Genomic DNA, 23,596 nt, shown 5'->3' with positions numbered 1-23,596 from the left:
AAAGCCAACACCTCGGCAGCACCTGGTGAGGCCACGCGTTTACCTTAAGCGGCGCGGCCTCTCACTCTCGACGGCGAGGTCGTGCGAACTGGAGGGCCTGCCGTTCCGCGCCTCGGCGTTCGACCCTGTGTCCGGCAAGGGAGGCCGGACACTCCGAGGAACTGAAGGCGGTGTCGTGTCCGGCCATCGCCCGGCCACTATTTGCCCAAGTGTGTGCTCGTCTGCGACCGCCGGCGCCGGGTGGCTGCTCGGAGGTTCTCTCCTTGTCCCACGCCCCCGGTACTGGCTAAGATGGACCCAAAGTGGGGCTGCACCGCGCCATTTGCTGGCTATGCCGTTTAATGAGACGGCGCCCAACGATTTTCCATGTTATTCGTTCGAGTCTGGCTGCGGAGGCGCGTCGCCCTTAGTCGCCACGAGTGCCATCGGAGGCCTGGGCCCTGGCGCTTCCCCTACTCGCAAGTTTTCGCCCGACACACCTGCCGGTCCTCGTGCCCGCCCTGTGGCGAGCGAGAAGCCAATCGTCGTGAACCCAGCGTCACTTCTGGCGCAGGTCGTACCGCCGTGCATCTTGGCGATAGCCGCTACGATGGCTAAGCCAAGGCCGTGGTGTTCGCTGCTGCCCTCGCGCGCTGGGTGGCCACGAAAGAACCTGTCGAACAAGCGCGGTAGCGCGGCCGGCGGAACCGCATGACCTACGTTTGTCACTTCAATCCACACTAAGCTGGCGTCTTGTCTCGCCGAAATTTGGATGTCGCTTCCGGCAGCCGCATAGCGCATCGCGTTGCTTAGTAGATTGGAAACCGCACGCCGAATGAGGCCTGGCTCAATGGCGGCGCGAGCGGTGCCCTCGATGCGAGCACTCAGGGAGAGGTCGGCCAAGGCGCCTTCGTAGAATTCGACTACTTGTTGCAGCAACGGCAGAATGCACATTTCCGTGGAGGTCATCGCTTCGGCGCCTCTGTCCGCCCGGGCGAGAAACAGCATGTCGCTGACGATTGCTGACAGTCGCCGGACTTCCTCCAAATTCGAGCCAAGAGTCGCACGCAATTCGTCGGCGCCGCGCTGTCTTGACAAGGCGACCTCCGTCTGACCGATGATGCTTGCCAGCGGGGTGCGCAACTCGTGAGCCACATCTGCATTGAAAGCTTCGAGCTCCTGGTAGGTGTATTGCAGGCGGTCCAGCAGTTCGTTGAACTGGTGAACAAACGGCTGAAGCTCTTGGACTCGAGGCTCTAAGGTCAACCGCTGTCCGGGCTTGTCCATGCGAATCGTACGTGTTCGCTCCGCCAAAGCGCGCAACGGCTCAAGTGCGCGCCGCACTAACCAAAAACCGGTGAGGGAAACGGCCGATGCCCCGAGCAGCGTGCTGAGCGCCAACAGAGTCGCGAGAGCCTGCAAAAAGCGCTGGTCGTCTGAAAGGTCAAGCGTGATTCTCGCACTCGTGATGGAAGTCTTCCCCGTTGACGGCAGCGCGAACTGCGCCGCACGTTGCCCCGCGCCGGTCGCCACACGTTCGGCACTCGCGTAGATGGGCTGGCCAGAGGGGCCCGACAAGTCGACCTGCAGGCCTTCATGGCGCGCGAAAAACTCGTCGAGCTTGTGGCGCATGGACTTGGTGTCTCCGCTCTCAGAGGCTTCCGAAACGAGGTGACGCACCAACTCTGACTTGCGACTCAGCTCGGCTTCTGCTTTGCGCGAGAGATTCCACGCAGCAGCAAGGTAAATGACCAGACTCAGTATGCCGAAGCCCAGAAGGGTCTGAAAAGCGAACATCAAAGTCAGGCGAATCCCGAGGGAGTAAGGCGCTCGCCTGCCGGTGTTCACGAGCGGTCCTCCAGCACGTAGCCCATCCCGCGCACAGTGTGCAGGAGCTTCTTGGGAAACGGGTCGTCCATCTTCACACGCAGTCGGCGCACGGCGACTTCGACAACGTTGGTATCGCTGTCGAAGTTCATGTCCCACACCTGCTCGGCCAACGTTGTGCGCGCCAGAATCTCGCCACTTCGCTTCATCAGCAACGCCAGCAGGGTGAACTCCTTGGCGGTCAGGGCAAGACGCTGTCCCGCGCGAAAAGCCTTGCGCTTGACCAAGTCGAGCTCCAGGTCGGCCACACGCAGTGAGTTCGTCTCCTGTGGTGGACCGCTTCGACGCAAGACGGCGCGGATACGCGCGAGCAGTTCCGAAAAAGCGAACGGCTTCACCAGATAGTCATCGGCACCTCCCTGCAAACCGCGCACTCGGTCTTCGACACGGTCTCGAGCGGTGAGCATCAGAACAGGGGTCTTGCGCGCCTTGCGAATCTCACTAAGGACTGCGTAGCCGTCGACGCCAGGCAGCATCACGTCCAAGATGATTAGCTCGTAGTCCCCTTCGACTGCCAGATGTCGGCCGTCGATGCCGTTGCGTGCAATGTCTACGACAAACCCCTGCTCATTCAGTCCTTTTTGGAGGTAGGCCGCAAGCTTGTGCTCGTCTTCAATAACCAAGACTCTCATGGCTTCAGCTTACGGAGTGCAGAGCAGGTTGAAGTCCGTGGTGACAAACATGTAATCCCAGCGTTCGTCTCCTGACCGGAGCGCATTCTCATACTCGCTTCTGCTGCGCATTCGCCAGCGCCGGCTCGTGAGTCGGTGACCCAAATGAAGGAGAGAAGCATGAACGTTCGGAAGATGTTGGTGGTATTTATCCCTGTGGCTGCAATGTCGGTCCCGGCCTTTGCGGACCAGGTCCTGCATGCGGCCAACACCGAGCAGGGCTACGTCAACTATCCGGAGCACGCCAAGGCGGGAAGGAGCCGAGCGGAAGTCATCGCAGAGATGGAAGCGGCGAAGAAGGACGGCACCTGGGAGTTCATCCGCCGAGGCGCTCCCCTGCCGGTCAAAGGTGGGGTGCCGTTGACGCGAGCTCAGGTCGAGGCCGAACTGCTGCAAGCGCAAAAGCATCCGAGCTGGAGTGCCCGGCGCGTTGGCGCTCCGGTCGGCTGGTAGCCGCAAGGACGGCCCATACCGCCCCTCAGCGCGCATCCACATACTCCGTTGGTTTTGCTGCGCTCGTAACCGTGTGGGCGTCCCCGTCTCGGGATTGCCTGCACGGTGTGACCTCCAGTTGAAGGGTCGTGTGAAAGAGCGCGAACTCCCTGGTGAGCATCTCATTGAGAGGCTCAATCATGGAATCATGGGAAAACAGGGGGTCGTGAACGATGTGAGCGGTAAGACTGAGCCTGCCGCTGGTGAGGGCCCAAATATGGAGGTCATGGACGCCGGTAACACCAGGGAAGGCCAGCAACGCCGCTTGCACCCTTGCCAGCTCGATTCCGCGAGGGACGCCCTCGAGAAGGATGTTCAGACTCTGCTTGAGCAACACCCAAGTGCGGGGTAGCACCCAAAGACCGATTGCAACCGCGATGAACGGGTCAACCCACTTCCAACCCGTGAAGCGGATGACGACAGCGCCGGCGATGACTCCCAGTGACCCCAGCATGTCACTCCAAACTTCAAGGTATGCGCCTTTCACATTGAGGCTCGCGTCCTTGTCAGCCGAGAGCAGTCGCATGCTGATGATGTTCACCACCAGACCGACAAGCGCCACCACTATCATGGCCCCCGTCTGAATCTCCGGCGGATTGCGGAAGCGGCCGTATGCCTCGACGAGGATATAGGCCGCGACGCCAAACAACATCAAGGCGTTGAAGGCGGCAGCCAGAATCTCGAACCGGTAGTAGCCGTAGGTGCGGTTTAGGTCCGCGGGACGCTTGGAGATTTTGACTGCTGCCAATGCGATGGCCAAGGCGGCGGCATCTGTGAGCATGTGCGCCGCATCCGAGATGAGAGCCAGACTGCCGGTGATGAAGCCAGCAATGGTCTCGGCAATCATGAAGCTGCCCGTCAAGGCGAGCGCCACCCATAGCGCCTTTTCCTTGTTCCCAGTCGGGACGGCGTGGTTGTGCGAGCCGCTCATGATGCGGGCCCCGTGTCGAGGTCCAAGTCCGCATAGTTTTCCGCGAAAAAGTGACGTTCCACCAGCTCAATCAGGATATGGATGACTTTGATGTGCAGTTCCTGCACCCGGTCGGCATAGAAGCCGGCCGGAGTGCATATGCAAACATCAGCGAGCGCCCCGAGCACGGAACGACGCTTGCCGGTGAGTGCCAGGACTGTCATACCTCTGTCCTTTGCGGCGACAGCCGCATTGATGACGTTGGTGCTGTTGCCACTTGTGCTGATGGCGACAAGGCAGTCTCCTGCACGGCCGTGGCTCAATACGTACCTAGAGAACACCTGGTCGTAGCCGAAGTCGTTGGCCACACAAGTGAGGTGACCTACGTCGCTGATGGCCTGCGCCGGCAAGCCTGCGCGATTGTTCCTGTAGCGCCCGGTCAACTCCTCGGCGAAGTGCATGGCGTCACTCATGGAGCCACCGTTGCCGCACGAAAAGACTCGCTTGCCCGCCTCGAAAGCTCGAATGAGGAGGTTTGCACCGTGTTCAATGTCGATGAGGCCGCCGTCGTCATTTAGCAGCGACTCTGTGGCTGCTGCCGCCTCTCGCAGAGCTGCCTCGATGCAAGCGCGCGGGGTTCCTGCGGGTTTAGTGGACATGGGCATGACCTCCTGCAGCTGCGGGAGCAACGGCTTTGCATACTCCCTCGCCTGTGGTGGCGCGCAGAAGACGCAGTCCGTTCGCGACAACGAGCAGGCTTGCTCCCATGTCCGCGAAAACGGCCATCCACATGGTGGCGCTTGCGAAAACGGCAAGCACCAGGAATACGGCCTTGATGCCAAGCGCGAGGACGATGTTTTGCCAGAGCACCGAGTGCGTGCTCTTGGAGAGCGCCACGACTTCCGCGACGCGCCGCAGGTCATCGTTCATGATGACGATGTCAGCTGACTCCATCGCCGTGTCCGTGCCCGCGCCGCCCATCGCAAAGCCGAGGTCTGCCTGTGCCAGAGCGGGCGCATCGTTGATGCCATCGCCAGCCATTCCGGTGGCCCCGTAGCGTTGTTGCATCTGCTTGATAACTTCGAGCTTGGCTTCAGGAAGCAGCTCGCCTCGTGCGTCGGTTATTCCGGCTTGAGCAGCAATGGCGCGTGCCGTGGCGTTGTTGTCGCCCGTGAGCATGACAGGCGTGACGCCCAATGCCTTCAGGTCGCGAATGGCCTGCTCAGAGGTCGGACGGATGGTGTCGGCCACTGCAAAAATTGCAAGAACGCGCGTCGCGTTTGCGAGCAGGGTGACAGTGCGCCCCTGGTGCTCGTGTGCCTGCAGGACCGCCTCCACCTCAGGACCACAAAGACCGCGTTCATGGACGGCGCGATGGTTTCCGAGGAAAAGTCGTTGCTGTTCGACTGTCCCTTCCACCCCCCGGCCAGGTAGCGCGGTGAAGTCCTGGACTTGGAGGCGGTCTCCAGGAAGCGCTGCGGCAATGGCCCCGGATACCGGGTGGTCTGAGCGGGCCGCGAGGCTAACAGCGAGCAGCTGGGTCTGGGCCGGATTTCCCGTTCCCCAAGGCATCCAGTCGACGAGTTTGGGCTTTCCCTCCGTCACGGTGCCTGTCTTGTCGAAGGCCACAGCCTTGAGAAGGCGCGCCGATTCCAGGTACGTTCCGCCCTTAATCAGTATCCCTCTACGAGCAGCCGCGGCCAGGCCGCTGACGACGGTCACCGGCGTGGAGATGACAAGCGCGCAGGGGCACGCGATGACCAGAAGTACCAAGGCCTTGTACAGGGCTTCCAGCCAGGTCAACCCCATCAAAAACGGTGCCCCAATCGCGACGGCCAGCGCAATCAGGAATACGGCCGGCGTGTAGATGGCCGCAAACCGGTCGACGAATCGTTGTGTAGGCGCACGTGTTCCCTGCGCCTTCTCCACCGCGGCAATGATGCGCGCCAGGGTTGTGTTCGTCGCTCCCGCAGTCACTCTGAATTCCAGTTCCCCAGTTTCGTTGATGGTTCCCGCATACACCGGGTCACCAACGGTCTTGTCGACCGGGATACTTTCGCCCGTCACCGGCGCTTGGTTGACTGCACCGTTGCCACGAGTCACTACGCCGTCCAGGGGTACGCGTTGCCCTGGGCCCACGCGGACCGTAGCTCCTACGGCAACAGCTTGAACTGGGGTTGCGACCCACTGCCCGCCCGTCTGCTGCACCAACGCCTGGTCGGGGGCGAGGTCAAGTAGTCCCTTGATGGCGTTGCGCGCCCGGTCCACGGCGCGAGCTTCTATGAGCTCCGCGATGCCATAGAGCGCCATGACCATCGCGGCTTCGGGCCATTGGCCGATGAAGAACGCCCCGGTGACTGCGACAGACATCAGCGCGTTGATATTGAGCTTGCCTCGCATCAGGGCGGCGACGCCCTTCTTGTACACGTCCAGGCCTGCCAGCCAGATGGCAACTGCCGCGACCGCCATCCCTGCGAACTTCCAGAGTTGGGTCTCAGGGGCGAAGTACGACAGCGCTTCTGCTGCAACCGCCATCGCCAGGGCGAGGGCCAGGCGCCAAATGCCACCCCCGACCTCATGCTCGTGGTCATGTACGTCGGGGTGGTCTTCGCGGGTTTGCTCCTCCACTGTGGCATCCGCCTGAATTGCTTCAGGGCTGAAGCCGGCCTTGCGGATGGCAGCCAATGCTGCCGGAAGCACCTCCGCCGGCGCGTCAATTCCCAAGGTGCGAGCCCTCAGCTGAAAACTCAGTGAGCGAATTCCAGAAATGGGCTCGAGCGCTCTACGAATCTCGGCTTCTTCTGCCGTGCAATCCATCGTGTCAATCCGAAACCGCGCTGGACCTGTGCCGGGGACGCCAGCGACCGGCGTGACCGAAGCGGCGCGAGCCGCGCCGCTGCCGGGAGGGCGTACCACATCGGCGGCTGAGATTTCAGGAGGACTGTGGTCGCAGCACGTCTGCTGGGAGGTTGGGTCGGGCTTGTCGTTGGAACTGCTTTTTCGACTCATGAAGCCATTGGAAGGGTTGTAGTAGGTACAGGGTCAAGCTCAAGCAGAAGACACCGCTGCACAAAGCCCGCACACTCTTGCCTCGCATGCGGCAGCAGGCTCAGGGGTCCATGTGGGCATCTCACTGCTTTCGGAAGCGACTGGAGGTCGGCGCACGGCTTGCGCCTGTCTTTCCCAGGCGCGAGGGCAGCGCTTGGCTGTACGTGAGCTCCTTTGGCGGAGGCGGCCGCGGGTGCCTGCGTTGCCAGTGCCGGAGGCCAAAGAAGGCGAGCACGACCAGCAGTACGAGCCCGACCCACATGATGAGAATCGGCAGACCGACCTGCAAAGAGGGCAACGCGATTCGCATACTGCTACCCCGCTGGCGTAGCCCGCTTGACGAGCGAGTTCTCGCACGTCGATACGTTCAGATGCACCTTTTCGCCAGGTTGCAGCTCCAAGCCTGCCGGCAGGGGCACTAGGCGATGGGCGTGTCGACGCATCCTGCGGTACTCCAGTTCGACAAAGGTTCGCGCAAGCCGCTCCGCCTCGGGTACATCTCGAAGGCACTCCCAAAAGCCTGGACGGGAGATGTCCCGCCCGGAGATGACCTTGACGACCTTAGCCTCGCGCCAACCATCAGAGAACCGGTAGGGACTCTCCGGGGAAGTCGCGCAACCGCCCAGCAAGAGCGCCGCCAGGACAAGGCTGTAGAGGGCGACTCTTCCTGTGGGGTTCATCGCATTACCGCCTACTTCAGGGTGAATCGCGCAGCGACCGCCGGTTTGCCGTTGACCGAGACTTCGGCCAGAACTTTTGTGCCTGCGGCAATCTTGAACGGGCCCTTGGCCTCAAGCTTGTCGCCCGCCAGAGCCAAAGGTGCCTCCTTCATGTCAGCTCCTGAGTAAACAGTGACTTTGCCGGTGGCGCTCGTGAGCTTCAGCGGCTTGCCGTGGTCGCCGACGTAGATGTGGATTTGCTCCGGCTTTGCCACCAATTCGAGGTCGCCGGCCTTTGTTTCCACCACGATGCCGCCATGCTTTGGCTTGTGGTCTTCGCCAGCAGCCATGGCCGGCGCGATGAGGGCAGCGAGAAGCAGGGAAGTGAGAGTGCGTTTCATGTCAGGTGCCTTCGTAAAGAAGATAAAGGTGGTGAGAGGGGACTACTGAATCCGAATGGCCTGCTCGAGGTCGGACACGCTTATCCAGCCGGCTGGCGAACTACCGGTGCGGGCGTTGGCTGCAATCAACTTGATGAAGCCCTCGGTCTCTTCTGGCGTGCAAATCATCTCGAGCTTGTATTCGTTGACGACTTCATCGCCCAGGTCGGTGGAGTAATGACGGTCCTCGCCATGGGCTGCGGCAACCATGCCCCTCACGAGATAGACCGCCAGGTTATGGCTTGAATCGCCGGCCGTTCCGCCCCATGCAGGGGATTCCTTGAGAGCGGCGATAACGTCCGCCACTCGGTCGCGGTGTACGTAGGCTTTGATTTCCTTCATGGCAGCTCCTTGGCTGGGTGCAAATGCTCTGGGACGGTGTCTTGCGTGCGCTCACGCTTGCGCTCTGCGCGGCTCTCGGACCACTCGTACATAAGGGGGAGCAGCAGCAGGGTCAGCAACGTGGACGTGATGAGCCCTCCGACGACGACCGTGGCCAACGGCCGCTGCGTCTCCGCGCCGATGCCGGTAGACAACAGCATTGGCACAAGACCCAAGATGGCCACTGATGCAGTCATCAACACCGGACGCAATCGCAGGGCCGCACCTTGCCGCACTGCGTCTCGAATCGACATTCCTTGGTGTCGCTGCTCGTTGAGGAATGTGACTAGAACAATACCGTTCAACATGGCGACACCGAACACCGCGATGAACCCGATGGCCGACGGAACGGACAGGTACTGACCGGTCATGAAGAGACCGAACACACCGCCGATGATGGCAAAAGGGACGTTGGCGATGATTAGGGTGGCGTGCCGTACGGAGTTGAATGCCGTGTAGAGCAGGATGAAAATCAACCCAATCGTCAAGGGCACGATGAGTGCCAGTCGCGCCATGGCTCGCTGCTGGTTTTCGAAAGCGCCGCCCCATTCCACCCAATAGCCGGCGGGCAGCTTGACCTTGGCAGCAATGGCAGCATTCGCATCCTTGACGAAGCTGTCGACGTCTCGACCCTGGACATCCATTTGCAGGACGGCGTACCGCTGCAGTGCCTCCCGCCTGACAAAGGTGTAGCCCTCGTTCATTTCAATCTTCGCAACTTGCGAGAACGGCAGCAGCGCGCCTTCGGACGTGCGAATTGGAATTGCGGCGATGGCCGAGGGGGAATTGCGGTACTCCTCGGCCAGCCTGACCGAGATGTCAAAACGACGGGTGCCTTCGATGAGGGTGGAGACCGTGGAGCCGCCGATGCCGGACTGGACAATCTCCAGAATGTCATCCGCGTTGAGTCCATAGCGAGCAGCAGCGGCGCGGTCCACCTTGATGACCATCTGCGGCTTGCCCTTGTTCGCCTCGGCCGACAGGTCCGCAACTCCAGGGACTGCGCCGATGATTCCCTTGAGCTGCGCAGAGAGGTCTTCAAGCTTGTCCAGGTCTTCGCCGTAGACCTTCAGTGCCAGCGTTGCACGCACCCCGGAGATGAGTTCCTCCACGCGCATCTGAATTGGCTGGGTGGCGCCGAACACTGCCGTCTGCACCTGCGTTTCCAAGTACTCCTGCATGTCCTTGCCAAGGGCAGCGTAGGACTGCTTTGTTGGCCACTCGTCCTGCGGCTTCAGGTCAAGCAAGACTTCCATGTAGTTCACGTCGGCCGTCTCGCCCTTCTCGGCACGGCCAATGGTCGCGAGCACAGAACGCACCTGCGGGTACTTGCGCCGCAAGCTTGCGTCCATGACGTTGGCCACGCGAATGGACTCGTCCAGCGAGGTGGAGGGAATTCCGACGACGCGGAACATGATTGCCCCCTCTTGGAGCTGCGGCATGAACTCCTTGCCCAGAAAAGGGAAGAGGGACAGGGCCACGACAAGGAGAGCCAAAGCGGCGCCCAGGACTTTCTTCTTGTGGTCCAGGGCCCAGTCCAGGAGGGGCAGGTACACGCGCTTGGAGCGAGCGACCAGCCACGTGTCTTTCTCCTCTTTGGGCTTGAGAATCAAGGACGCGAGAACCGGCACCAGCGTCAGCGAGAGCAGAAGTGAGCCCGCCATGGCGAACGTGATGGTCAGGGCCATCGGCTTGAACAGCTTGCCTTCCAGCCCTGTGAGGGAGAAAAGCGGCAGGAACACCACGATGATGATGAGGATGGCGAACGCAATCGGGTTGGCGACTTCCCGGGCAGCCTCCAGGACCACATGGGTCTTGTTGATGGGGCGTCCCGACTCCCGTGCATGCGACAGCAGGCGAAAAGCGTTCTCCACCATCACCACTGCGCCGTCCACCATCATCCCGATGCCGATGGCCAGGCCGGCGAGGGACATCAGGTTCGCTGACAAGCCGAACTGCCTCATCATGATGAACGCGAACAACATCGCCAGCGGCAGGGTGACAATCACGACGATGGCAGAGCGGAATTCACCCAGAAAGAGAAACAGGATGACTGCAACGAGGATGGAGCCTTCGAGCAGCGCGCTTTGCGCGGTCTTCATCGCCTTGTCGACGATTTCAGTCCGGTCATAGACGGGCTTGAGCTCAATGCCCTTTGGCAGCGCTGCCTGGGCGACCTTCAGCTTGGCCTTCACGCCCTCGACAACGGTTGCAGCGTTCTCATTGATGCGGGCCAGCGCAATGCCCAGGACCGTTTCGCGACCGTCTCGGGTGACGGCCCCGAAGCGGACGGCTGGCGCTTCCCGCACGTCAGCCACGTCACGGATGTAGACGGGGGCGGAGTTGCGCTCCGCAACCACGATGGAGCCGATGTCAGCGGCATTGCTCACCAGCCCCAATCCACGCACCAGGTACTGTTCGACACCAACATTGAGGTACTGGCCGCCCACCTGCTTGTTGTTCGCAGCCAGGCTTTCCATGACTTCCTTGAACGTCAGGCCGTACTTGACGAGCCGACGAGGGTCGATTTGCACTTGGAACTGCTTTTCGTGCCCGCCCCAGGAGATGACGTCGTCGACGCCAGGTGCGGTTCTGAGAATGAGGCGCACGGTCCAGTCGTGCAGCGTTCTCAGGTCCATTGCACTGAGCTTCTTGTCCGCGTCTTCAATCGTGTACCAAAACACTTGGCCCAGACCAGAGCTGTTTGGGCCGAGCACCGGCTCGCCGTAGCCCTGGGGCAGGCGCTCTTTGACTTCCTGCAGCTTCTCCCCGACTAGGCGTCGTGCAAAGTAGATGTCGACGTCGTCGGTGAAGTACACGCCGACGTACGAGAGGCCGAACAGGGACACCGAGCGGACCACCTCAACGTTGGCCAAGCCCGCCATGGCACCTTCGATAGGCACCGTGAGTAGCCTCTCGATGTCCTCAGCGGCGACGCCGGGCGACTCGGTGTAGATATTCACCTGCGCGGGGGTGACGTCAGGGAAAGCGTCCACCGGCACGGCCCGGAACGCCATGATTCCCAGGCCGACAAGTACTCCGAAGGCGACGAGCACTAACACCTTGTAGCGAAGTGCCGCGTCAACGATTGCATTGAGCATGTTGTTGTTGTTCCTTCAGTGCCCGTGACCAAGCTGGGACTTCTGTTTCCGTGCCTTGAGCTCATAGGCGCCTGCGGTGACCACCTGCTCGCCGGCGCGAATGCCTCCGGTGATGGTCGTGCGTCCGCCGATGCGCTCACCGGTTTGAACAGCGCGTGCAACATAGGCGCCCTGCTCGAAGACGAACACAGTGGGCTGCCCTTGCATCAGCACAACGGCGGAGTCGGGAAGCGCCATCACCTCGCGCGTGTCGCCAGTCACTTCGATGGTCGCCGTGGCGAACATGTCAGGCTTCAAGCGCCCATCGGCATTCGAGAGCTCAATGCGAGCCGCGACCGTGCGCGTTTCCTTGTTCAAGGCCGCGCCGATGTGACTGACACGACCGCCGAAGAGTTCGTTCGGATAGCTCGGGACACTGACCCGGGCCTGAGCGCCGACACGCACTTGCGATACGGCCGCCTCTGGCAGGTCCGCCACAATCCAGACGCGACTGAGGTCTGCGACGGTGAACAGCGGCTCATTGGGGCTAGCCAAGTCGCCAAGAGTGGCCTTCTTCTCGATGACGGTGCCCGCAAAAGGAGCGGTGACGGCGAAACTTGAAATCGCTCGCCCGCCGGCACCTGGATTCCCACCCAATAGACGCAGGCGGTCCGTTGCCGCCCGCACGCTGGCCGCCGCCTTATCTCGCTCCGACTGCGCCCGAAGGAAGTCTTTGCGCGGGATGATTTCGTCGGCGACCAGCGCCTCTGCGCGTTTGAAGTCGGCTTCCGCAATTCGCAACTCCGACTGGGCCTGCATCAGACTCGCGTGCGCTTCTCCCACTGCCACGCTGTCCAGGGATGCCAGGACCTGGCCTGCGCGGACGCGGTCGCCAAGCCGTACAGGCGCGGAAATGATGCGACCCTCCGTCCGAGGAGAAGCGCGGGCAATCCGGTCCTGGTCCGCCTGGATGGTTGCCGTTACGACGATGGACGAAGACTGCTTCTGAGGGTTGAGCGGCTCGACTTTGATGCCGGCTCGAGCAGCCTCTTCGCTCGTCAAGGTGAGCTCCTGGGCTTCGTTGTGGCCCTCCTTACCCTCTGCGGCTTCCTCTTTGGTGGCAGAGGCCCCGCTGCCTCGGTCCCACGCAAGCAGAGAGAGCGCTGCAACCAAAACGAGAGTCGCCCCGCCTGCCAGCAACAGCTTCTTGCGTCTCGTGGGCCCGGGTTTTTTGATTGAAATCATCGTGCGTGTCCTTCTTGCGACCAGCCGGCCGCACGTTCGAGTTCGATACGGGTGTTGTGAAAGTCCGCCACTGCTTCGTTGAGCTCTCGTTCAGCATCGAGCGCCTGACGGTTCACCAAGAGTTGGTCCAGCAAGCCAATCTGTCCGGCCTTCCTTGAGCGAGAGGCAAGCTGCTGGTTGTCCAGTGCCGCCGGCACCATTGCTTGCCGCAGTCGCTGAACACGCTCTGCCTGGCTGCCCAGGCGAAGCCACAACCGGCGGACAGTGGCCTCGCCGTCGCGCACACCGACTGCTCGGTCAATCTCGGCTTGGTTTACATCGGTGAGGGCTTGGCCTATGGCCGCCTGGTTGCGCCTGAACAACGGGAGGGGCAGTGACACCGACAACGTGGTCACTCGTTCGCGTGCCGCGGCCGGGCCTTCGCGCCCGACGCTCACGCCCACGGTGACGTCAGGCAGCCGATTTCCTTGTTCGACGGCCAGACGTGCACGCGCCGCAGCCTCACGGGCGCTCAACGCACGCAGCCGTGACAGCGACGGAACCGCAGCCAAGAGTTGGTCGATGCTGTACACCGGTACGTGGTCCGGCGACAGGCTTGCATCACCTGCTATTTGGGGCAGTTGCGATGCAGGCAGCTGCAAGGCCGCGGCGAGCTCGGCGCGCGCATCGAGCAGCTGCTCTCGCGCCACCGCCAAGGCGTTTCTTGCTCGCTCCGATTCAATGCGGGCAACGTTGGCGTCCAGCCGGGTGTCTTCCCCGGCTTCACGACGCCTGGTTACCGCCTGCGCGGAACTCTCGAACAGGGCAAGCGCGCGCTCCTCAAGTTGAACCTTGCGCTGCGCTACAAGAACGGCGTTGAAGCGCAAAGTTGCTTCTGCCCTTGCTTGCAGGCGCGCGTCCTCGATTTCAGCGCGCACGGATTCGAGCACGGCTGCAGCGGCGTCGCGCCGCTTGCTCTGTTGGCCACCCAGTTCGAACGGCTGAGCCATGCCAACGAGCGGCTCAGTGCTGCTGCCCTCTGAAGCCGCGCCAGTTGGCCTGCGGCGCGTGTGCTCCAGGGTCAGCTGGGGATTGGTGAACAGCGGAGAGGCGGCCTCCTGGCGCAGGCCTTCAGCCGCTAGGAGTTGGGCCTGCCGGCCGCGTAGCGCAGGGTTGGCCGACTCGACCAGGCGAATTGCCTCCGAGAGAGTGAGCTGCGGTGTTGTCGCGGCAGCAGCAGGCGCAGGTATTGTTGTTTGAGCTTGGGCCTGCAGGGCCACGGCGGCCAGCGCCATGGCGAGCGCCGCCAGGGGATAACGCATCGAATCTTCCTTCTTGTCATGAGACAGAAGCGATTCGGGCGGATTGAGTCTAGGTGGTAAGGCTTGAGACCACGCCGCTTACGAATCGCACGGTAGGCGATGCGGCGTGTCTTTGGGGCTTCTCCGGGCCTGAAGGAACCCGAGATATGTAGTGCGTCGGGGAAAACTCCACCGGCGCCGCGGTCGGCGGCGCCGCTGCGACGAGAAGAGCGGCGGGAACGGTAGCGGGACTGACCAAGTGGCAGGCTCCGCAGTCCATGTCGGCGCCGGGCAAGGCTGCCGTGCCTTGCTCAGCACCACCTGCAGCATGCTTGTGCTCGTGATGTCCGAAGTGCTGGGCCGTGCTCTGCGTCTCGTGTCCGCAGTAAGGCGCGACCACCGCCCAGACTGTCTGGAACGGCATGACGAGCAACAGGACAATCAGCAACCAGCGGCGCATCGGACTTATTCTAGGTCACGGTCCGTGGCGTCGCTGAAGCACAGAGGGGAATTTGGACGCGAACATTACAGGGCTGTAATGTTGGAGGCGTCGAGCGGGACGACCGGCGCCGCTCGTCGTACGGTGAAGTCACCGAGCTCGACAATGAACGACCCGCCCAGCTCCGGAGCAGAGTTCGCGCGAGCGACGAGTTCATCGTCACTCCCGGCGTCGCGCTCTTGCAGGGTGCGCTAGTAGCTGTTGCTCGTCGTGGTCTGTCAATCTAGAGCTCGCTTGGGTCGGGCGGCAACTCGGCCGCTGATGCGTATAGTCCCGCTTTTTAAACGCCCACACAGGCGGTCGTGGGTCCTCTACGCTCACCCGCGCACAGACGCTTTTCGGAGGACCGCTTAGGCGGCCGCCGCAACTCGATTTCCTGGACGTTCAAGTGGGCGTTCACGCTGCTCAGCAATGAGCTTGCCAATGAATTCAGCAAACGGCAGGATGTTTCGGTGAGTGCTGGCCTGTTCCAGTGCGCTCATGTAGGCCTTGCGCTGCTCCACTGGAATGACGGTCCAAGGGTACCCGCCTGTCACCAACAGCGCGTTCATCACAAACCTACCCAGCCGCCCGTTACCGTCCATGTAAGGATGGATGTACACGAACAAGAAGTGACCCAGAACGGCCCTTGCTGCAGGATGTTCCTCTTTCGAAATGAGCTCAAACAGGACCGGCATGGTCTCGCGCACAGCCTCCTTTGACAGCGGGACGTGCAGAGCTCCGCGAATGAAGACCTGGTCGTTTCGATAGCCGGCCAGGTCTTGAGGCTTGAGAACGCCCGCTTGAACGCTGGGTGCGAAGAGAGCTCGATACCAAGCGCTGTGTGATTTACGCAGCTCCTCTCCTGGATTTTGCCCCTTCACTATGTTGCCAACGGACTCTTTCACCGCGTTGTGAGCCTCGAAGTAACCGCGCGCTGCCATGGCGTCCCGAGCACCCTTGTCGTCGCCGTCTGGGTCCCAGTTGCCCTGACGAACCTTCTCAATGAGTTCCGGCGTCACGCGGTAGCCCTCAATGGACAGGGAGTGGTAGGCGTCGGTGACGTATCGAGCCTCGACGTCGGCCAGCACTTGCATGACATCGTGAGACGCCTCCGCTGGCGCAGGCAGGGTGTCGATGACGGCTTGGCGCATGTCCGCCCACAAGAGTCGGATGCGTTGCACGTACGGCGTTTCGGGTCGGCCCCCCGGCGTCGTATTCACCGGCTTTTCGAAAGGGTTGGTCTCCACCACGGTGTAACCGGCAGACCTCATCGTCTGCACAATCTCTTCCGCCATTTCAGGCCTGCCCAACGCTCGAAGAGCGCCCGCAAGTCGGCCTGCGATAACGGAGTGGGAGCCCTCAAGCAGGATTCGAATCAGGTTGCTGGCTTCAGGCAGGCTCCGCAGCGCAATCGTCGCCGCCAGCTGTTGCTGGGTGAAGAATGCTGGTCCGGCAGCAACGAGAGCACTTTCCAGTTCAACCAGCCGCAAGCCTCCTGCGTCCTCACTTGGGCGAGAGGGGAGCAGTCGAGGGGCTTTGTACAGGAACAGTGAGGTGCCATGGAGCAGATTCAGAGACTGATTCCCCGCCGCTGGCGACCAAACTTGCAGCTGTGTGGGGAGCGAGCGCTCTCCCGAGTGCATCAAGAGTGACTGCTCCGGTCCAACGTGCCACTCGTCCCCGAATCGCTCGGTGCAGTAGCCAGCAATGAACTCCCGCATGCTGGCAAACCAAGCTGTGCTGTCGCCGACACCGTCGTTCGGCCGCGTCTGGATGTACCAGCCTTTGACCACCTCATTGAGAAAGCCTGCGTCTCTCAGCCGTTCCCGATGGACGCGTGTGAGCGCCTTTGCAGGGATAGCGCGTGCGGGCTCCAAGGCGTGCAGAGCCTCGAGAGATTGAGCCAGCTTTTCGTTCGGGGAGGGCATGGGGACAAGAGTTTTATGCTTTGCGATGACAAGATTTTGCTGCCGTATAGTTACACGACTTATGTGCTTTGTCAATGCAAGACTTTTGCGTCCTGTCAGTGCAAGACTTTCGCGCTCGGCCTGCCGTCTGCGGCCTCCTGCGAAGCCTGCGCGCGCCTAAGCTCAGCTGCTCAAAGCGCCGCGAGAGCCGACCACTTTAGTCCTCCTCTTGGTGCTCGGGATAGTCGGCCTGTGGAATGGATGAGTAGCCCGGCCGGGTAATTCTTGGATGGCTGACATGGACGCATCGGCCTTCGGTGGATGAAAAGTGCGCTCCACGATGCAGCATCGCTCGAACGACCACTTTCTTCGGATGGTGAGTGTCCGCTTTGGCGGAACTGCAGACGGCAAGCCAACCCGTCTTTTCGGGCGCTGCCCCCAGCGGGGGGCCGAGCCAACGGTCAAGCAGCTCAGTGCTCACGTTATGACGACCTCCGTGGTGCGGGACCTGGAAGCACCAGACGCCGGGCAGCGCATGGCCACGGGCCTCCACAAAATCGGCTGCCTCGGTCAGTGCCTCACGGCCGGCATCACCTGTGAGCAGTACGCGCTTGCCGCCGAAGACGCCAAACTGCACCACGCTCATCTCGTTCTCCCTGTTCGTCCCTGACACAGGGAAGGTCTCCATGCCCCACGCCCGCTTCACGAGATTGCTGGCGGCCTTGAAGGCGCTGTCAAACGCCTCCGCAACGACTTGAGCGAGCGACTTCTCCTCCGCTTTCTCCGGAGTCCGGTCGGAGTCCACAATCAACTGCAGGTACCTTGCCTTCGAAGGCGCCGCCACAACGAACTGACCGATTTGCGCACCTTGGAACGGGTCCTTGATGTCAATCTCTCGCTCAAGGGCGATGTCCTCGAGCGCTGCCGGACCCGGATACAAAGCGCGCAGCTTGGAGCGCAACGCGTCCACAGACTTGTATGTGGGGAAGCTAGGAAGGAGCTGGTCTGCGAACAGCCAAGGCCGGTGCATCCAAAGCGTCCCTACCTCGCATTCCTCCAGGACTTTGCGCAGTCCGTTGGCGTGGTCCTGGTCGGGGTGGGTGAGCACGACGTGGTTCACGGCAAGGCCGCCGCACCACTTCTTGAGATGCGCGACCACCTTGTCGCCCGTGTCGACGTAGCCGCCGTCGATGACGTGCACTGATTGAACGCCTGCGACCTCGTAGCGCACGGTGATTGCGTCGCCGCTTTTTTCGGACTCAACGTCCAAGAAATCCAGCTCAATGAAATCGGCCATTACTCGCCCTGTTCTTTTTCGTGGTTCTTGTTCTTACGCCTGCGCTTGCTTCTCCGGCACCGGCTGAAGAACGGCCGCTGCCTCACTGTCAAGCGCCGGCGCACGCCCGTAGTATTTGCCCAGCTTCGAGTGCGTGGTCAGATGGCCAGGCCGGTACGGCGCATGAAGTCCATAGCGCGACACCTGGGCGAGCTCGAACCGCTCAACGACGCTGGGGTGCAGCGGCGCATCGACGTGAATCTCACGCGGATGCTGGGCCCAGACGAAGCGCAGCCGCTTAGGCACCCACCACGGGTACGAGTCCCGCATGCTCTCAATCTCGCAGTGCTGCATGCCGGCGGCATCAGGGAAAAGGTTCAGTCGGGACCAATCGACCTTCAGCGGGTGCGGCAGGCTGGTGGCTTGTTCGACCATCCACTTGAGCGAGATGTCGGAGAGCCGCGATTCGTCTTCCGCGTAGCTGCCGCCAATGTTCGAATGGTTCCCAGCGAACCAGACCTGCTGAAGCCACTCAGGCTCGCCGGTGCGGTCAGGCCAGTCTCCCGGCGCGGCCCACGGCACACGGGCGAAGTCCTTGCGGTTTTCGTCAATTGCCAGGGCATGCCGCGCGTAACGCACCCGCGTGTTCAGCGTGTTGTCATAGAAACGGAAGCGCCAGGCCGCGATGTGCCGCTTGACGTCCCCTTTGTCGGGGAAGTCTCGAATGGTCTTGAGGTGCGTCTGCAGGTACCCGGCTCCCATGCCCACCACAATGAGTGTGGCCAACATGATGTATGTGGCTGCGAACGTGAACCACGGCAGCAGCGAAACCACGCCCGCGGCCAGGGCCGTCATGGCTGCGACGAACGCGGAGAGGCCCAGCAACATCAGCAGCCGGCGCGGCCCGGGCGCACCGAGTGATGCGACGGTGTCGAAGACGCCGATGAAGTACGGTACGACGTTGGCCTGGCCTTCAGCATTGGCACTGCCGTGCTTTTCGCGGAAGCGTCGTGCCTTCTCCATGCGCTCGGCCTTGCGCTGAGGGTCGTTGCTGCCGGAGCCGTGCTCGTACACCTGTTGAACGGCTTCGTCAGCAATCTTGCGCAGCGCCCGCCCGTACCGCGGCAGCGGGCCCCCATCGGCTGCACGAGTGGGCACGCCGCACAGAGACATGACGCCACCGACGCAGCGCGCCGTGTACGCGCCGCGGCTGAAGCCGAAAAGGAACACCCGGTCCCCCGGCTCGTAATGCTTCAGGATGGCCTCGTAGCAGTCGGCGATGTTGCGGCTGATGCCGGTTCCGGTGGCGCCGCTCCACAGCTTTCGGAACTTTTGAACTGGACTGAAAGGAATCCTGCCTGCGTCGTTATCTGTGCCGAGTCCAGCGTCGTAAGCGGCGACCTGCTCCGCTGGATTGATGGGGCTTTCAGGTCCCGGGCGGGACGCCCGGAACAGCTTGTAGATGTTGCTCAAGTTCTGGTCGGGTTTCAGGCCACCGGCCTGTCCCGTGCCGTCCGAGAAAATGACTATGTTTTTCGGCATGACTCCTCCCTCTCGTGCCCTACCTGGCGCAGACCTGCTTGACGTTCAGGCTGAATTCGCAGCGGTTACTCGCGTCTTGGTTCCACCGATGGACGTCCATCTTTGCGGTGCAGCCAGCGTCCTCCAGCAGCGCGCCACCACCGCCCGCCTTGCAGACCAGGACAGCCGAATCACGCCCATCACGAAGAACTCGCACCGTGAGCCCCCCAAAAGGCTTGAGCAGGGACGGGTCATGCGCGGTTGCCGCCTGAAGCAGTTGGGATTCGTCCAGTCCGTCGGCAGAGCGCCTGTGCCGTGCAGTTGCGTCTACAGCGGCCGAGACTTTGGTAAGCGCGGAGGCCAGGTAGTTCATCTCGCGTTCGCTCGGCTGCGAAGCGCAGGCGACCAGGGAGAGCGCCAGGCTCGCGACAACAATCCAGCGGTTCATGCGTGACCCCTCCAGAAAACAAGTTGTGCGGTCTGCACGGTTCGGCCGGTGTCCAGATTCCAATCTTCCAGCGCGTTGAGTTCGTCCGAATCACCGCCTGCAGCCAGGGCGTCATCAAGCCTCTTCCAAACCGTCAGGACGTTCGAGCGCGCCTTCTCGAAGATGGCTTCGTAGTCCATGGGACCTTGGGGCGTGCGCAAGCCCTTGATGTAGCTCGGGTCGATGGCGCGCTCGGTCGGGTACGCCAAGTTCAGGTCGGCGCTGACGTGCCGCGCGAAAGGGAACAGGTGGTTCGCGCCCGCCATCGCGGAGAGGATGTCCTTGAAGCCACAGTGCCAAGTATCGGGAAGAGGCGGTGCGTCGCCTCGGACACTCGGGTATGCGGCCGTGAGCATGGCCATCCACACGCGCCCCACGGCGGGGTCAAGGACGTCCTCGTCATCTGGCGCATGGCACGTGGCGATGCCGGTGGCCAAGTGCTCGGAAAGACCCGTTTCACCGACGTTCATCACCCTGGGGAAGATGAAGGCATCCTGGTGCATCTCGCACCGGCGGTGTTCGCCCTCGTTGCCTTGGTAAGGTCCAACGCGCAGCTCCACGACGGGATGGATGGTCATGTCGGTCGTCATGTGCGCCGCGAAGCCGAAAAGCCAGACGGTCGCCTTGGGCTTGAGCTCCTCGGGCAAGGCTGCGACCGCAGCGACGCCGGCGCGCAGCAGCGTGGAGTTGTGCGTGTAGTGCATGGCGTCCGCCCACTGCTTCTGCCCGCGCTTGAGCGACAGGTACGGGTAGTCGGGGCTGACCGAGCCGAGCTCGAGGAACTTCAGGTGAAGCCCCAGGGCGACGAGCGTGTCCTCGCGCAGCCCTGCGGCCTCCGCGTGCTTCTGGGCGTCGTTTACTACTGCAAGATGGGCGTATGCGCCGGACATGTACTGCTCCCTGTTGTGTGTGTTTCTTTGCGGTCAGGCCTCACATGTGGCGAGCAATGCACGCGCGTACGCGTGGGACGCATCCCTGACCCACTCCTTCGTGACGAAGAAGAGCCAAGCCAAGACCGCTACGACCGCGATGGCGATGGCGGCCACATGGTCGTTGTCGAACTGGGGCCCGACGCCCTTGTACGCATCCCACGCATAGGCGGCGGCAAGGGGCAGGACGCACAACGTGATGGCCAGCCACTTGCCGCCGAACATGTTGCGGCGAAAGCCGTACTCCGCGTTTTCCTTGAGCACCAGGGGGTACTTGGCGGTATCGCGCGTCTTTTCCAGCAGCCACTTCACTGCGGAGCGGTAGGTGTCGTCTGCCATTTCGGGCCGCTGCTGCTCCTGGCTCTGGGAAGGCACGTTCAGCCCCGGCACGTTCTTGCCCAGGTAGCCGTGATAGCGCGCCTTGGTCACAGGGTCCAGGTTGGTGTCCTTGTGCCGCAACCAGCACGTGGTGGGCATGCCGCCGGCCTCGGCGGTCATCTTCTTTTCCACCGCGCGACCGCGCTGGCGAAGCACGTGGGCAATGAAGAAGAGGAAGACCAGGCTCAGGCTCACGCTCACGCTGACGGACGTCATGCTCGCGCCCATGCGGTCGTAGACCTTCGGAAACAACAGCGACGCGACCATCAGCGGCGGCGCCACGACGAGCACGGTCGGCAGGTGCCGCGCGCGAAGGCTGTACGTATCAAAGAGTTGGTCGAGTCCCATCTGACGCCTTGTTGTCGACTTGGTTGATATACGGCTGCAGCTCGTCGCGATTGACCAGCGTGATTTGCTGCGCCGATGACTGCTCATGGCGAGGGTCTTCAAGACGCAGGCGGCGAAGTGCGTAATACAGGAGGGCTTGGCGGCAAGGCAGTTGCAAAAATCCGTCGTGCATTCCGTACTCGAGGCGGATGGCGCGTTTGGCCGCCAGCGTAAGGGCGGGGTTCGGGGCGAGAACCAGAACCAGTGTGCGGTTCCATTCCTCGTCAGGTGCGGGCGCGGTCTTGTACTCACCCAAGGTGAGCTCCAGGATGCGGCCAAGCACGAAGTCCTGGTGCCGCCCGCGTTTGAAGCAATAGGCCCGCGTGTGCCAACGCATGCCGTCGAAGGCCAGCGCATGCGGGGCAAGCTCGCGCACCGAGGGCTCCTGCTGGTACATGCCCTGATAGGCAACATTGACACAGCGCTTTTCGCGGATGGCCTGCACTAGGGTGACAAGGGTGCTGCCGTCGAAGGTGCGCTGGGGCACTGGCGCCGTCGCCACATCCGGATGCCAACCGATGAAGCTGAAGTCCTTTTCCAGGATGCCCGTGCTCAATGCCAGTAGCTCGTTCAGGTACAGCTGCGAGCGGCTTCGCGGATACAGCGGTGCGAAGGTCTCCGCGCGGACGTAGCTCTTGAGCTTGGTGTCGTAGCCCAGGTTCTGGGGCGCCGCGTCCGTGTACTTGGCGAAGTCAGCGGAAGCCTGCGGGGCAGAGATTCCGAAGTGGCCCATTAGGTTCGAGCGGTTTACTCGCCCTTCCCAGCGCAGCCGGAAGTCGATGAACTTCAGCCGACGGTCTTGGCTCCAACTGCTGGGCTCCGGCCGTCCGGAGCCAAACTCAGACTCTTGGTGGGTTTCCATACAGGAAAACAGTCATAGTAGCTGGTGGGGAAACTGAGTTGAGTAAACTGGCTTGTCGTATACTTGAGTATACATCGGCTAAGCGAGGGCTCAACAATGGCGGCTTCCATCACCTTCTTTCCGGTCGGCTGTGGCGACATGACGTTGCTCAGGCTGGCCGACCAGGCGCGCACCACCGTGCTCGTCGACATCAACATCCGCGGCGCAGCCGATGACCCGGATGACGACACGCGTGACGTTGCAAAAGACCTACGCGACCGCCTGGGCCGCGATTCCAAGAACCGTCCCTACGTCGACGCGTTCCTGATGACCCATCCGGACGCGGACCACATCCGGGGCCTGCAGAACCACTTCTGGCTCGGCCCCCTGGCCGATTACCCGGACGACAAGAAGCCCGACGGTGAAAAGCGCATCGTCATCCGCGAAATCTGGTCTTCCCCCATCGTGTACCGCCGGGCGGACAAGGACCACGTGCTGTGCGACGACGCCAAGGCCTTCAACACGGAAGCCAAGCGCCGCGTGAAAGTGAACCGGGACAAGAAGTTCGAGGGCGTGGGCGATGGCGACCGCATCCTGGTCATGGGCGAGGACGAGAACGGCAAGACCGATGACTTGACGCCCATCCTGGTCAAAATCGACCAGCAGTTCAGCCACATCAACGGCGTGAACAAGAAGGGCTACTTCACCGCCACGCTGCTCGCCCCGCTGCCCAAGCAGGAGACGGAAGAGGAAGAGGAAAAGCTGCGCAAGAACCACTCGAGCGTCATCTTGAACATGATGGTCGGCGCGGACGCCAAGACCCCCGACGGCTGCAAGTTCCTGTGCGGCGGTGACGCCGAAGTCCTGATTTGGGAGCGCCAGTGGGAACGCCACAAGTCGGACACGGGCGTGCTGGAGTACGACCTGCTGCTGGCACCCCACCATTGCTCGTGGCACACGCTTTCCTGGGAGAGCTGGTCCAAGACCAAGGGCAAGGCGAAGGTGAGCGAGGACGCCCGCAAGGCGCTGTCGGTCACCCGCAAGGGCGCCATGATTGTGGCCAGCTGCGCACCCATCAAGGACGACGACTGCGACCCGCCGTGCATCGGCGCCAAGCGCGAGTACGAGGCCATCGTCAAGGACGCCGGCGGCAGCTTCGTCTGCGTGGGCGAGCAGCCCAGCGAGGCGAACCCGGAGCCGCTGGAGCTCACCGTCTCCGCGGAGGGGGTGTCCCTGCCGGCCAAGCAGGAAACCGGCCGCAAGTCCGCCGCCATCATCACCTCGGCCTCCACGCCGATGCCGCACGGGAGCCGGTGA

20 protein-coding genes are annotated in these 23,596 nt (G+C 62.2%); 2 read left to right on the top strand and 18 right to left on the bottom strand.

All coding sequences use genetic code 11. The features are described 5' to 3' along the window. Positions 1-369: 369 nt before the first annotated feature. Both RAMLITH_RS22845 and RAMLITH_RS22840 read right to left on the bottom strand, forming a co-directional pair. Positions 370-1,827, bottom strand: coding sequence for a heavy metal sensor histidine kinase (locus RAMLITH_RS22845; RefSeq protein WP_168109765.1), 1,458 nt, complete (start codon positions 1,825-1,827; stop codon positions 370-372). Next, a complete protein-coding gene (locus tag RAMLITH_RS22840) occupies positions 1,824-2,498 on the bottom strand; it encodes a heavy metal response regulator transcription factor (protein ID WP_168109764.1) in 675 nt (224 codons plus the stop codon). Before RAMLITH_RS22840 ends, RAMLITH_RS22845 begins: the two co-directional genes overlap by 4 nt. A 159-nt stretch (positions 2,499-2,657) precedes the next feature. Between RAMLITH_RS22840 and RAMLITH_RS22835 the strand changes: the two genes are divergently transcribed. Further along, the gene (locus RAMLITH_RS22835) at positions 2,658-2,990 is read left to right on the top strand and encodes a DUF4148 domain-containing protein (RefSeq protein WP_168109763.1); all 333 of its coding nucleotides are present in this window, start codon (positions 2,658-2,660) and stop codon (positions 2,988-2,990) included. Between the two features lie 25 nt (positions 2,991-3,015). On the opposite strand, the gene RAMLITH_RS22830 is transcribed toward RAMLITH_RS22835, so the two are convergent. The 16 genes from RAMLITH_RS22830 to RAMLITH_RS22760 form a co-directional block, all read right to left on the bottom strand. Further along, a complete protein-coding gene (locus RAMLITH_RS22830) occupies positions 3,016-3,960 on the bottom strand; it encodes a cation diffusion facilitator family transporter (protein WP_168109762.1) in 945 nt (314 codons plus the stop codon). Further along, on the bottom strand, positions 3,957-4,598 hold the full coding sequence (locus RAMLITH_RS22825) for an SIS domain-containing protein (protein WP_168109761.1): 642 nt from the start codon (positions 4,596-4,598) through the stop codon (positions 3,957-3,959). Before RAMLITH_RS22825 ends, RAMLITH_RS22830 begins: the two co-directional genes overlap by 4 nt. Further along, positions 4,588-6,948: a heavy metal translocating P-type ATPase gene (locus RAMLITH_RS22820; protein ID WP_168109760.1), complete on the bottom strand. Its 2,361-nt coding sequence runs from the start codon at positions 6,946-6,948 to the stop codon at positions 4,588-4,590. The genes RAMLITH_RS22825 and RAMLITH_RS22820 overlap by 11 nt, the downstream gene beginning before the upstream one ends. 730 nt (positions 6,949-7,678) lie before the next feature. Next, positions 7,679-8,047 carry a hypothetical protein gene (locus RAMLITH_RS22815; RefSeq protein WP_168109759.1) on the bottom strand — a complete coding sequence of 123 codons (369 nt, stop codon included), beginning with the start codon at positions 8,045-8,047 and terminating at the stop codon, positions 7,679-7,681. Positions 8,048-8,089: 42 nt separating this feature from the next. Next, positions 8,090-8,428, bottom strand: a complete 339-nt coding sequence (locus tag RAMLITH_RS22810) for a P-II family nitrogen regulator (RefSeq protein WP_168109758.1) — start codon at positions 8,426-8,428, stop codon at positions 8,090-8,092. Then, a complete protein-coding gene (locus RAMLITH_RS22805) occupies positions 8,425-11,568 on the bottom strand; it encodes an efflux RND transporter permease subunit (RefSeq protein ID WP_168109757.1) in 3,144 nt (1,047 codons plus the stop codon). Before RAMLITH_RS22805 ends, RAMLITH_RS22810 begins: the two co-directional genes overlap by 4 nt. Before the next feature lie 15 nt (positions 11,569-11,583). Next, complete coding sequence (locus RAMLITH_RS22800; RefSeq protein WP_168109756.1) at positions 11,584-12,792, bottom strand: efflux RND transporter periplasmic adaptor subunit; 1,209 nt, start codon at positions 12,790-12,792, stop codon at positions 11,584-11,586. Further along, the gene (locus tag RAMLITH_RS22795; RefSeq protein ID WP_168109755.1) at positions 12,789-14,093 is read right to left on the bottom strand and encodes a TolC family protein; all 1,305 of its coding nucleotides are present in this window, start codon (positions 14,091-14,093) and stop codon (positions 12,789-12,791) included. The genes RAMLITH_RS22800 and RAMLITH_RS22795 overlap by 4 nt, the downstream gene beginning before the upstream one ends. Positions 14,094-14,142: 49 nt before the next feature. Next, on the bottom strand, positions 14,143-14,532 hold the full coding sequence (locus RAMLITH_RS25905; RefSeq protein ID WP_272954213.1) for a DUF2946 family protein: 390 nt from the start codon (positions 14,530-14,532) through the stop codon (positions 14,143-14,145). Between the two features lie 389 nt (positions 14,533-14,921). Continuing rightward, complete coding sequence (locus tag RAMLITH_RS22790; RefSeq protein WP_168109754.1) at positions 14,922-16,481, bottom strand: Fic family protein; 1,560 nt, start codon at positions 16,479-16,481, stop codon at positions 14,922-14,924. Between the two features lie 196 nt (positions 16,482-16,677). Then, on the bottom strand, positions 16,678-17,757 hold the full coding sequence (locus RAMLITH_RS22785; protein ID WP_168109753.1) for a ComEC/Rec2 family competence protein: 1,080 nt from the start codon (positions 17,755-17,757) through the stop codon (positions 16,678-16,680). 33 nt (positions 17,758-17,790) lie between these two features. Next, positions 17,791-19,278: a phospholipase effector Tle1 domain-containing protein gene (locus RAMLITH_RS22780; RefSeq protein WP_168109752.1), complete on the bottom strand. Its 1,488-nt coding sequence runs from the start codon at positions 19,276-19,278 to the stop codon at positions 17,791-17,793. 19 nt (positions 19,279-19,297) lie between these two features. Continuing rightward, positions 19,298-19,705 (bottom strand): hypothetical protein, encoded by a 408-nt coding sequence (locus RAMLITH_RS22775; protein WP_168109751.1) that lies wholly within the window; start codon positions 19,703-19,705, stop codon positions 19,298-19,300. Then, positions 19,702-20,634, bottom strand: a complete 933-nt coding sequence (locus RAMLITH_RS22770) for a zinc dependent phospholipase C family protein (RefSeq protein ID WP_168109750.1) — start codon at positions 20,632-20,634, stop codon at positions 19,702-19,704. The genes RAMLITH_RS22775 and RAMLITH_RS22770 overlap by 4 nt, the downstream gene beginning before the upstream one ends. 33 nt (positions 20,635-20,667) lie before the next feature. Continuing rightward, complete coding sequence (locus RAMLITH_RS22765; RefSeq protein WP_168109749.1) at positions 20,668-21,399, bottom strand: hypothetical protein; 732 nt, start codon at positions 21,397-21,399, stop codon at positions 20,668-20,670. Then, positions 21,377-22,300, bottom strand: a complete 924-nt coding sequence (locus tag RAMLITH_RS22760) for a WYL domain-containing protein (RefSeq protein WP_168109748.1) — start codon at positions 22,298-22,300, stop codon at positions 21,377-21,379. The genes RAMLITH_RS22765 and RAMLITH_RS22760 overlap by 23 nt, the downstream gene beginning before the upstream one ends. A gap of 96 nt (positions 22,301-22,396) precedes the next feature. Here RAMLITH_RS22760 and RAMLITH_RS22755 point away from each other — a divergent pair, with 96 nt between their 5' ends. Then, on the top strand, positions 22,397-23,596 hold the full coding sequence (locus RAMLITH_RS22755; protein ID WP_168109747.1) for a ComEC/Rec2 family competence protein: 1,200 nt from the start codon (positions 22,397-22,399) through the stop codon (positions 23,594-23,596).

Origin of the sequence: Ramlibacter lithotrophicus, assembly GCF_012184415.1 — a bacterium.
In the GTDB taxonomy this organism is placed as follows: domain Bacteria; phylum Pseudomonadota; class Gammaproteobacteria; order Burkholderiales; family Burkholderiaceae_C; genus Ramlibacter; species Ramlibacter lithotrophicus.
This window is presented reverse-complemented; position numbering and strand designations above follow the sequence as displayed.

Coding starts and splice junctions, on each gene's coding strand:
- RAMLITH_RS22840 (WP_168109764.1), bottom strand. CDS start 2,498: ATGAGAGTCTTGGTTATTGAAGACGAGCACAAGCTTGCGGCCTACCTC.
- RAMLITH_RS22835 (WP_168109763.1), top strand. CDS start 2,658: ATGAACGTTCGGAAGATGTTGGTGGTATTTATCCCTGTGGCTGCAATG.
- RAMLITH_RS22830 (WP_168109762.1), bottom strand. CDS start 3,960: ATGAGCGGCTCGCACAACCACGCCGTCCCGACTGGGAACAAGGAAAAG.
- RAMLITH_RS22825 (WP_168109761.1), bottom strand. CDS start 4,598: ATGTCCACTAAACCCGCAGGAACCCCGCGCGCTTGCATCGAGGCAGCT.
- RAMLITH_RS22820 (WP_168109760.1), bottom strand. CDS start 6,948: ATGAGTCGAAAAAGCAGTTCCAACGACAAGCCCGACCCAACCTCCCAG.
- RAMLITH_RS22815 (WP_168109759.1), bottom strand. CDS start 8,047: ATGAAACGCACTCTCACTTCCCTGCTTCTCGCTGCCCTCATCGCGCCG.
- RAMLITH_RS22810 (WP_168109758.1), bottom strand. CDS start 8,428: ATGAAGGAAATCAAAGCCTACGTACACCGCGACCGAGTGGCGGACGTT.
- RAMLITH_RS22805 (WP_168109757.1), bottom strand. CDS start 11,568: ATGCTCAATGCAATCGTTGACGCGGCACTTCGCTACAAGGTGTTAGTG.
- RAMLITH_RS22800 (WP_168109756.1), bottom strand. CDS start 12,792: ATGATTTCAATCAAAAAACCCGGGCCCACGAGACGCAAGAAGCTGTTG.
- RAMLITH_RS22795 (WP_168109755.1), bottom strand. CDS start 14,093: ATGCGTTATCCCCTGGCGGCGCTCGCCATGGCGCTGGCCGCCGTGGCC.
- RAMLITH_RS25905 (WP_272954213.1), bottom strand. CDS start 14,532: ATGCGCCGCTGGTTGCTGATTGTCCTGTTGCTCGTCATGCCGTTCCAG.
- RAMLITH_RS22790 (WP_168109754.1), bottom strand. CDS start 16,481: ATGCCCTCCCCGAACGAAAAGCTGGCTCAATCTCTCGAGGCTCTGCAC.
- RAMLITH_RS22785 (WP_168109753.1), bottom strand. CDS start 17,757: ATGGCCGATTTCATTGAGCTGGATTTCTTGGACGTTGAGTCCGAAAAA.
- RAMLITH_RS22780 (WP_168109752.1), bottom strand. CDS start 19,278: ATGCCGAAAAACATAGTCATTTTCTCGGACGGCACGGGACAGGCCGGT.
- RAMLITH_RS22775 (WP_168109751.1), bottom strand. CDS start 19,705: ATGAACCGCTGGATTGTTGTCGCGAGCCTGGCGCTCTCCCTGGTCGCC.
- RAMLITH_RS22770 (WP_168109750.1), bottom strand. CDS start 20,634: ATGTCCGGCGCATACGCCCATCTTGCAGTAGTAAACGACGCCCAGAAG.
- RAMLITH_RS22765 (WP_168109749.1), bottom strand. CDS start 21,399: ATGGGACTCGACCAACTCTTTGATACGTACAGCCTTCGCGCGCGGCAC.
- RAMLITH_RS22760 (WP_168109748.1), bottom strand. CDS start 22,300: ATGGAAACCCACCAAGAGTCTGAGTTTGGCTCCGGACGGCCGGAGCCC.
- RAMLITH_RS22755 (WP_168109747.1), top strand. CDS start 22,397: ATGGCGGCTTCCATCACCTTCTTTCCGGTCGGCTGTGGCGACATGACG.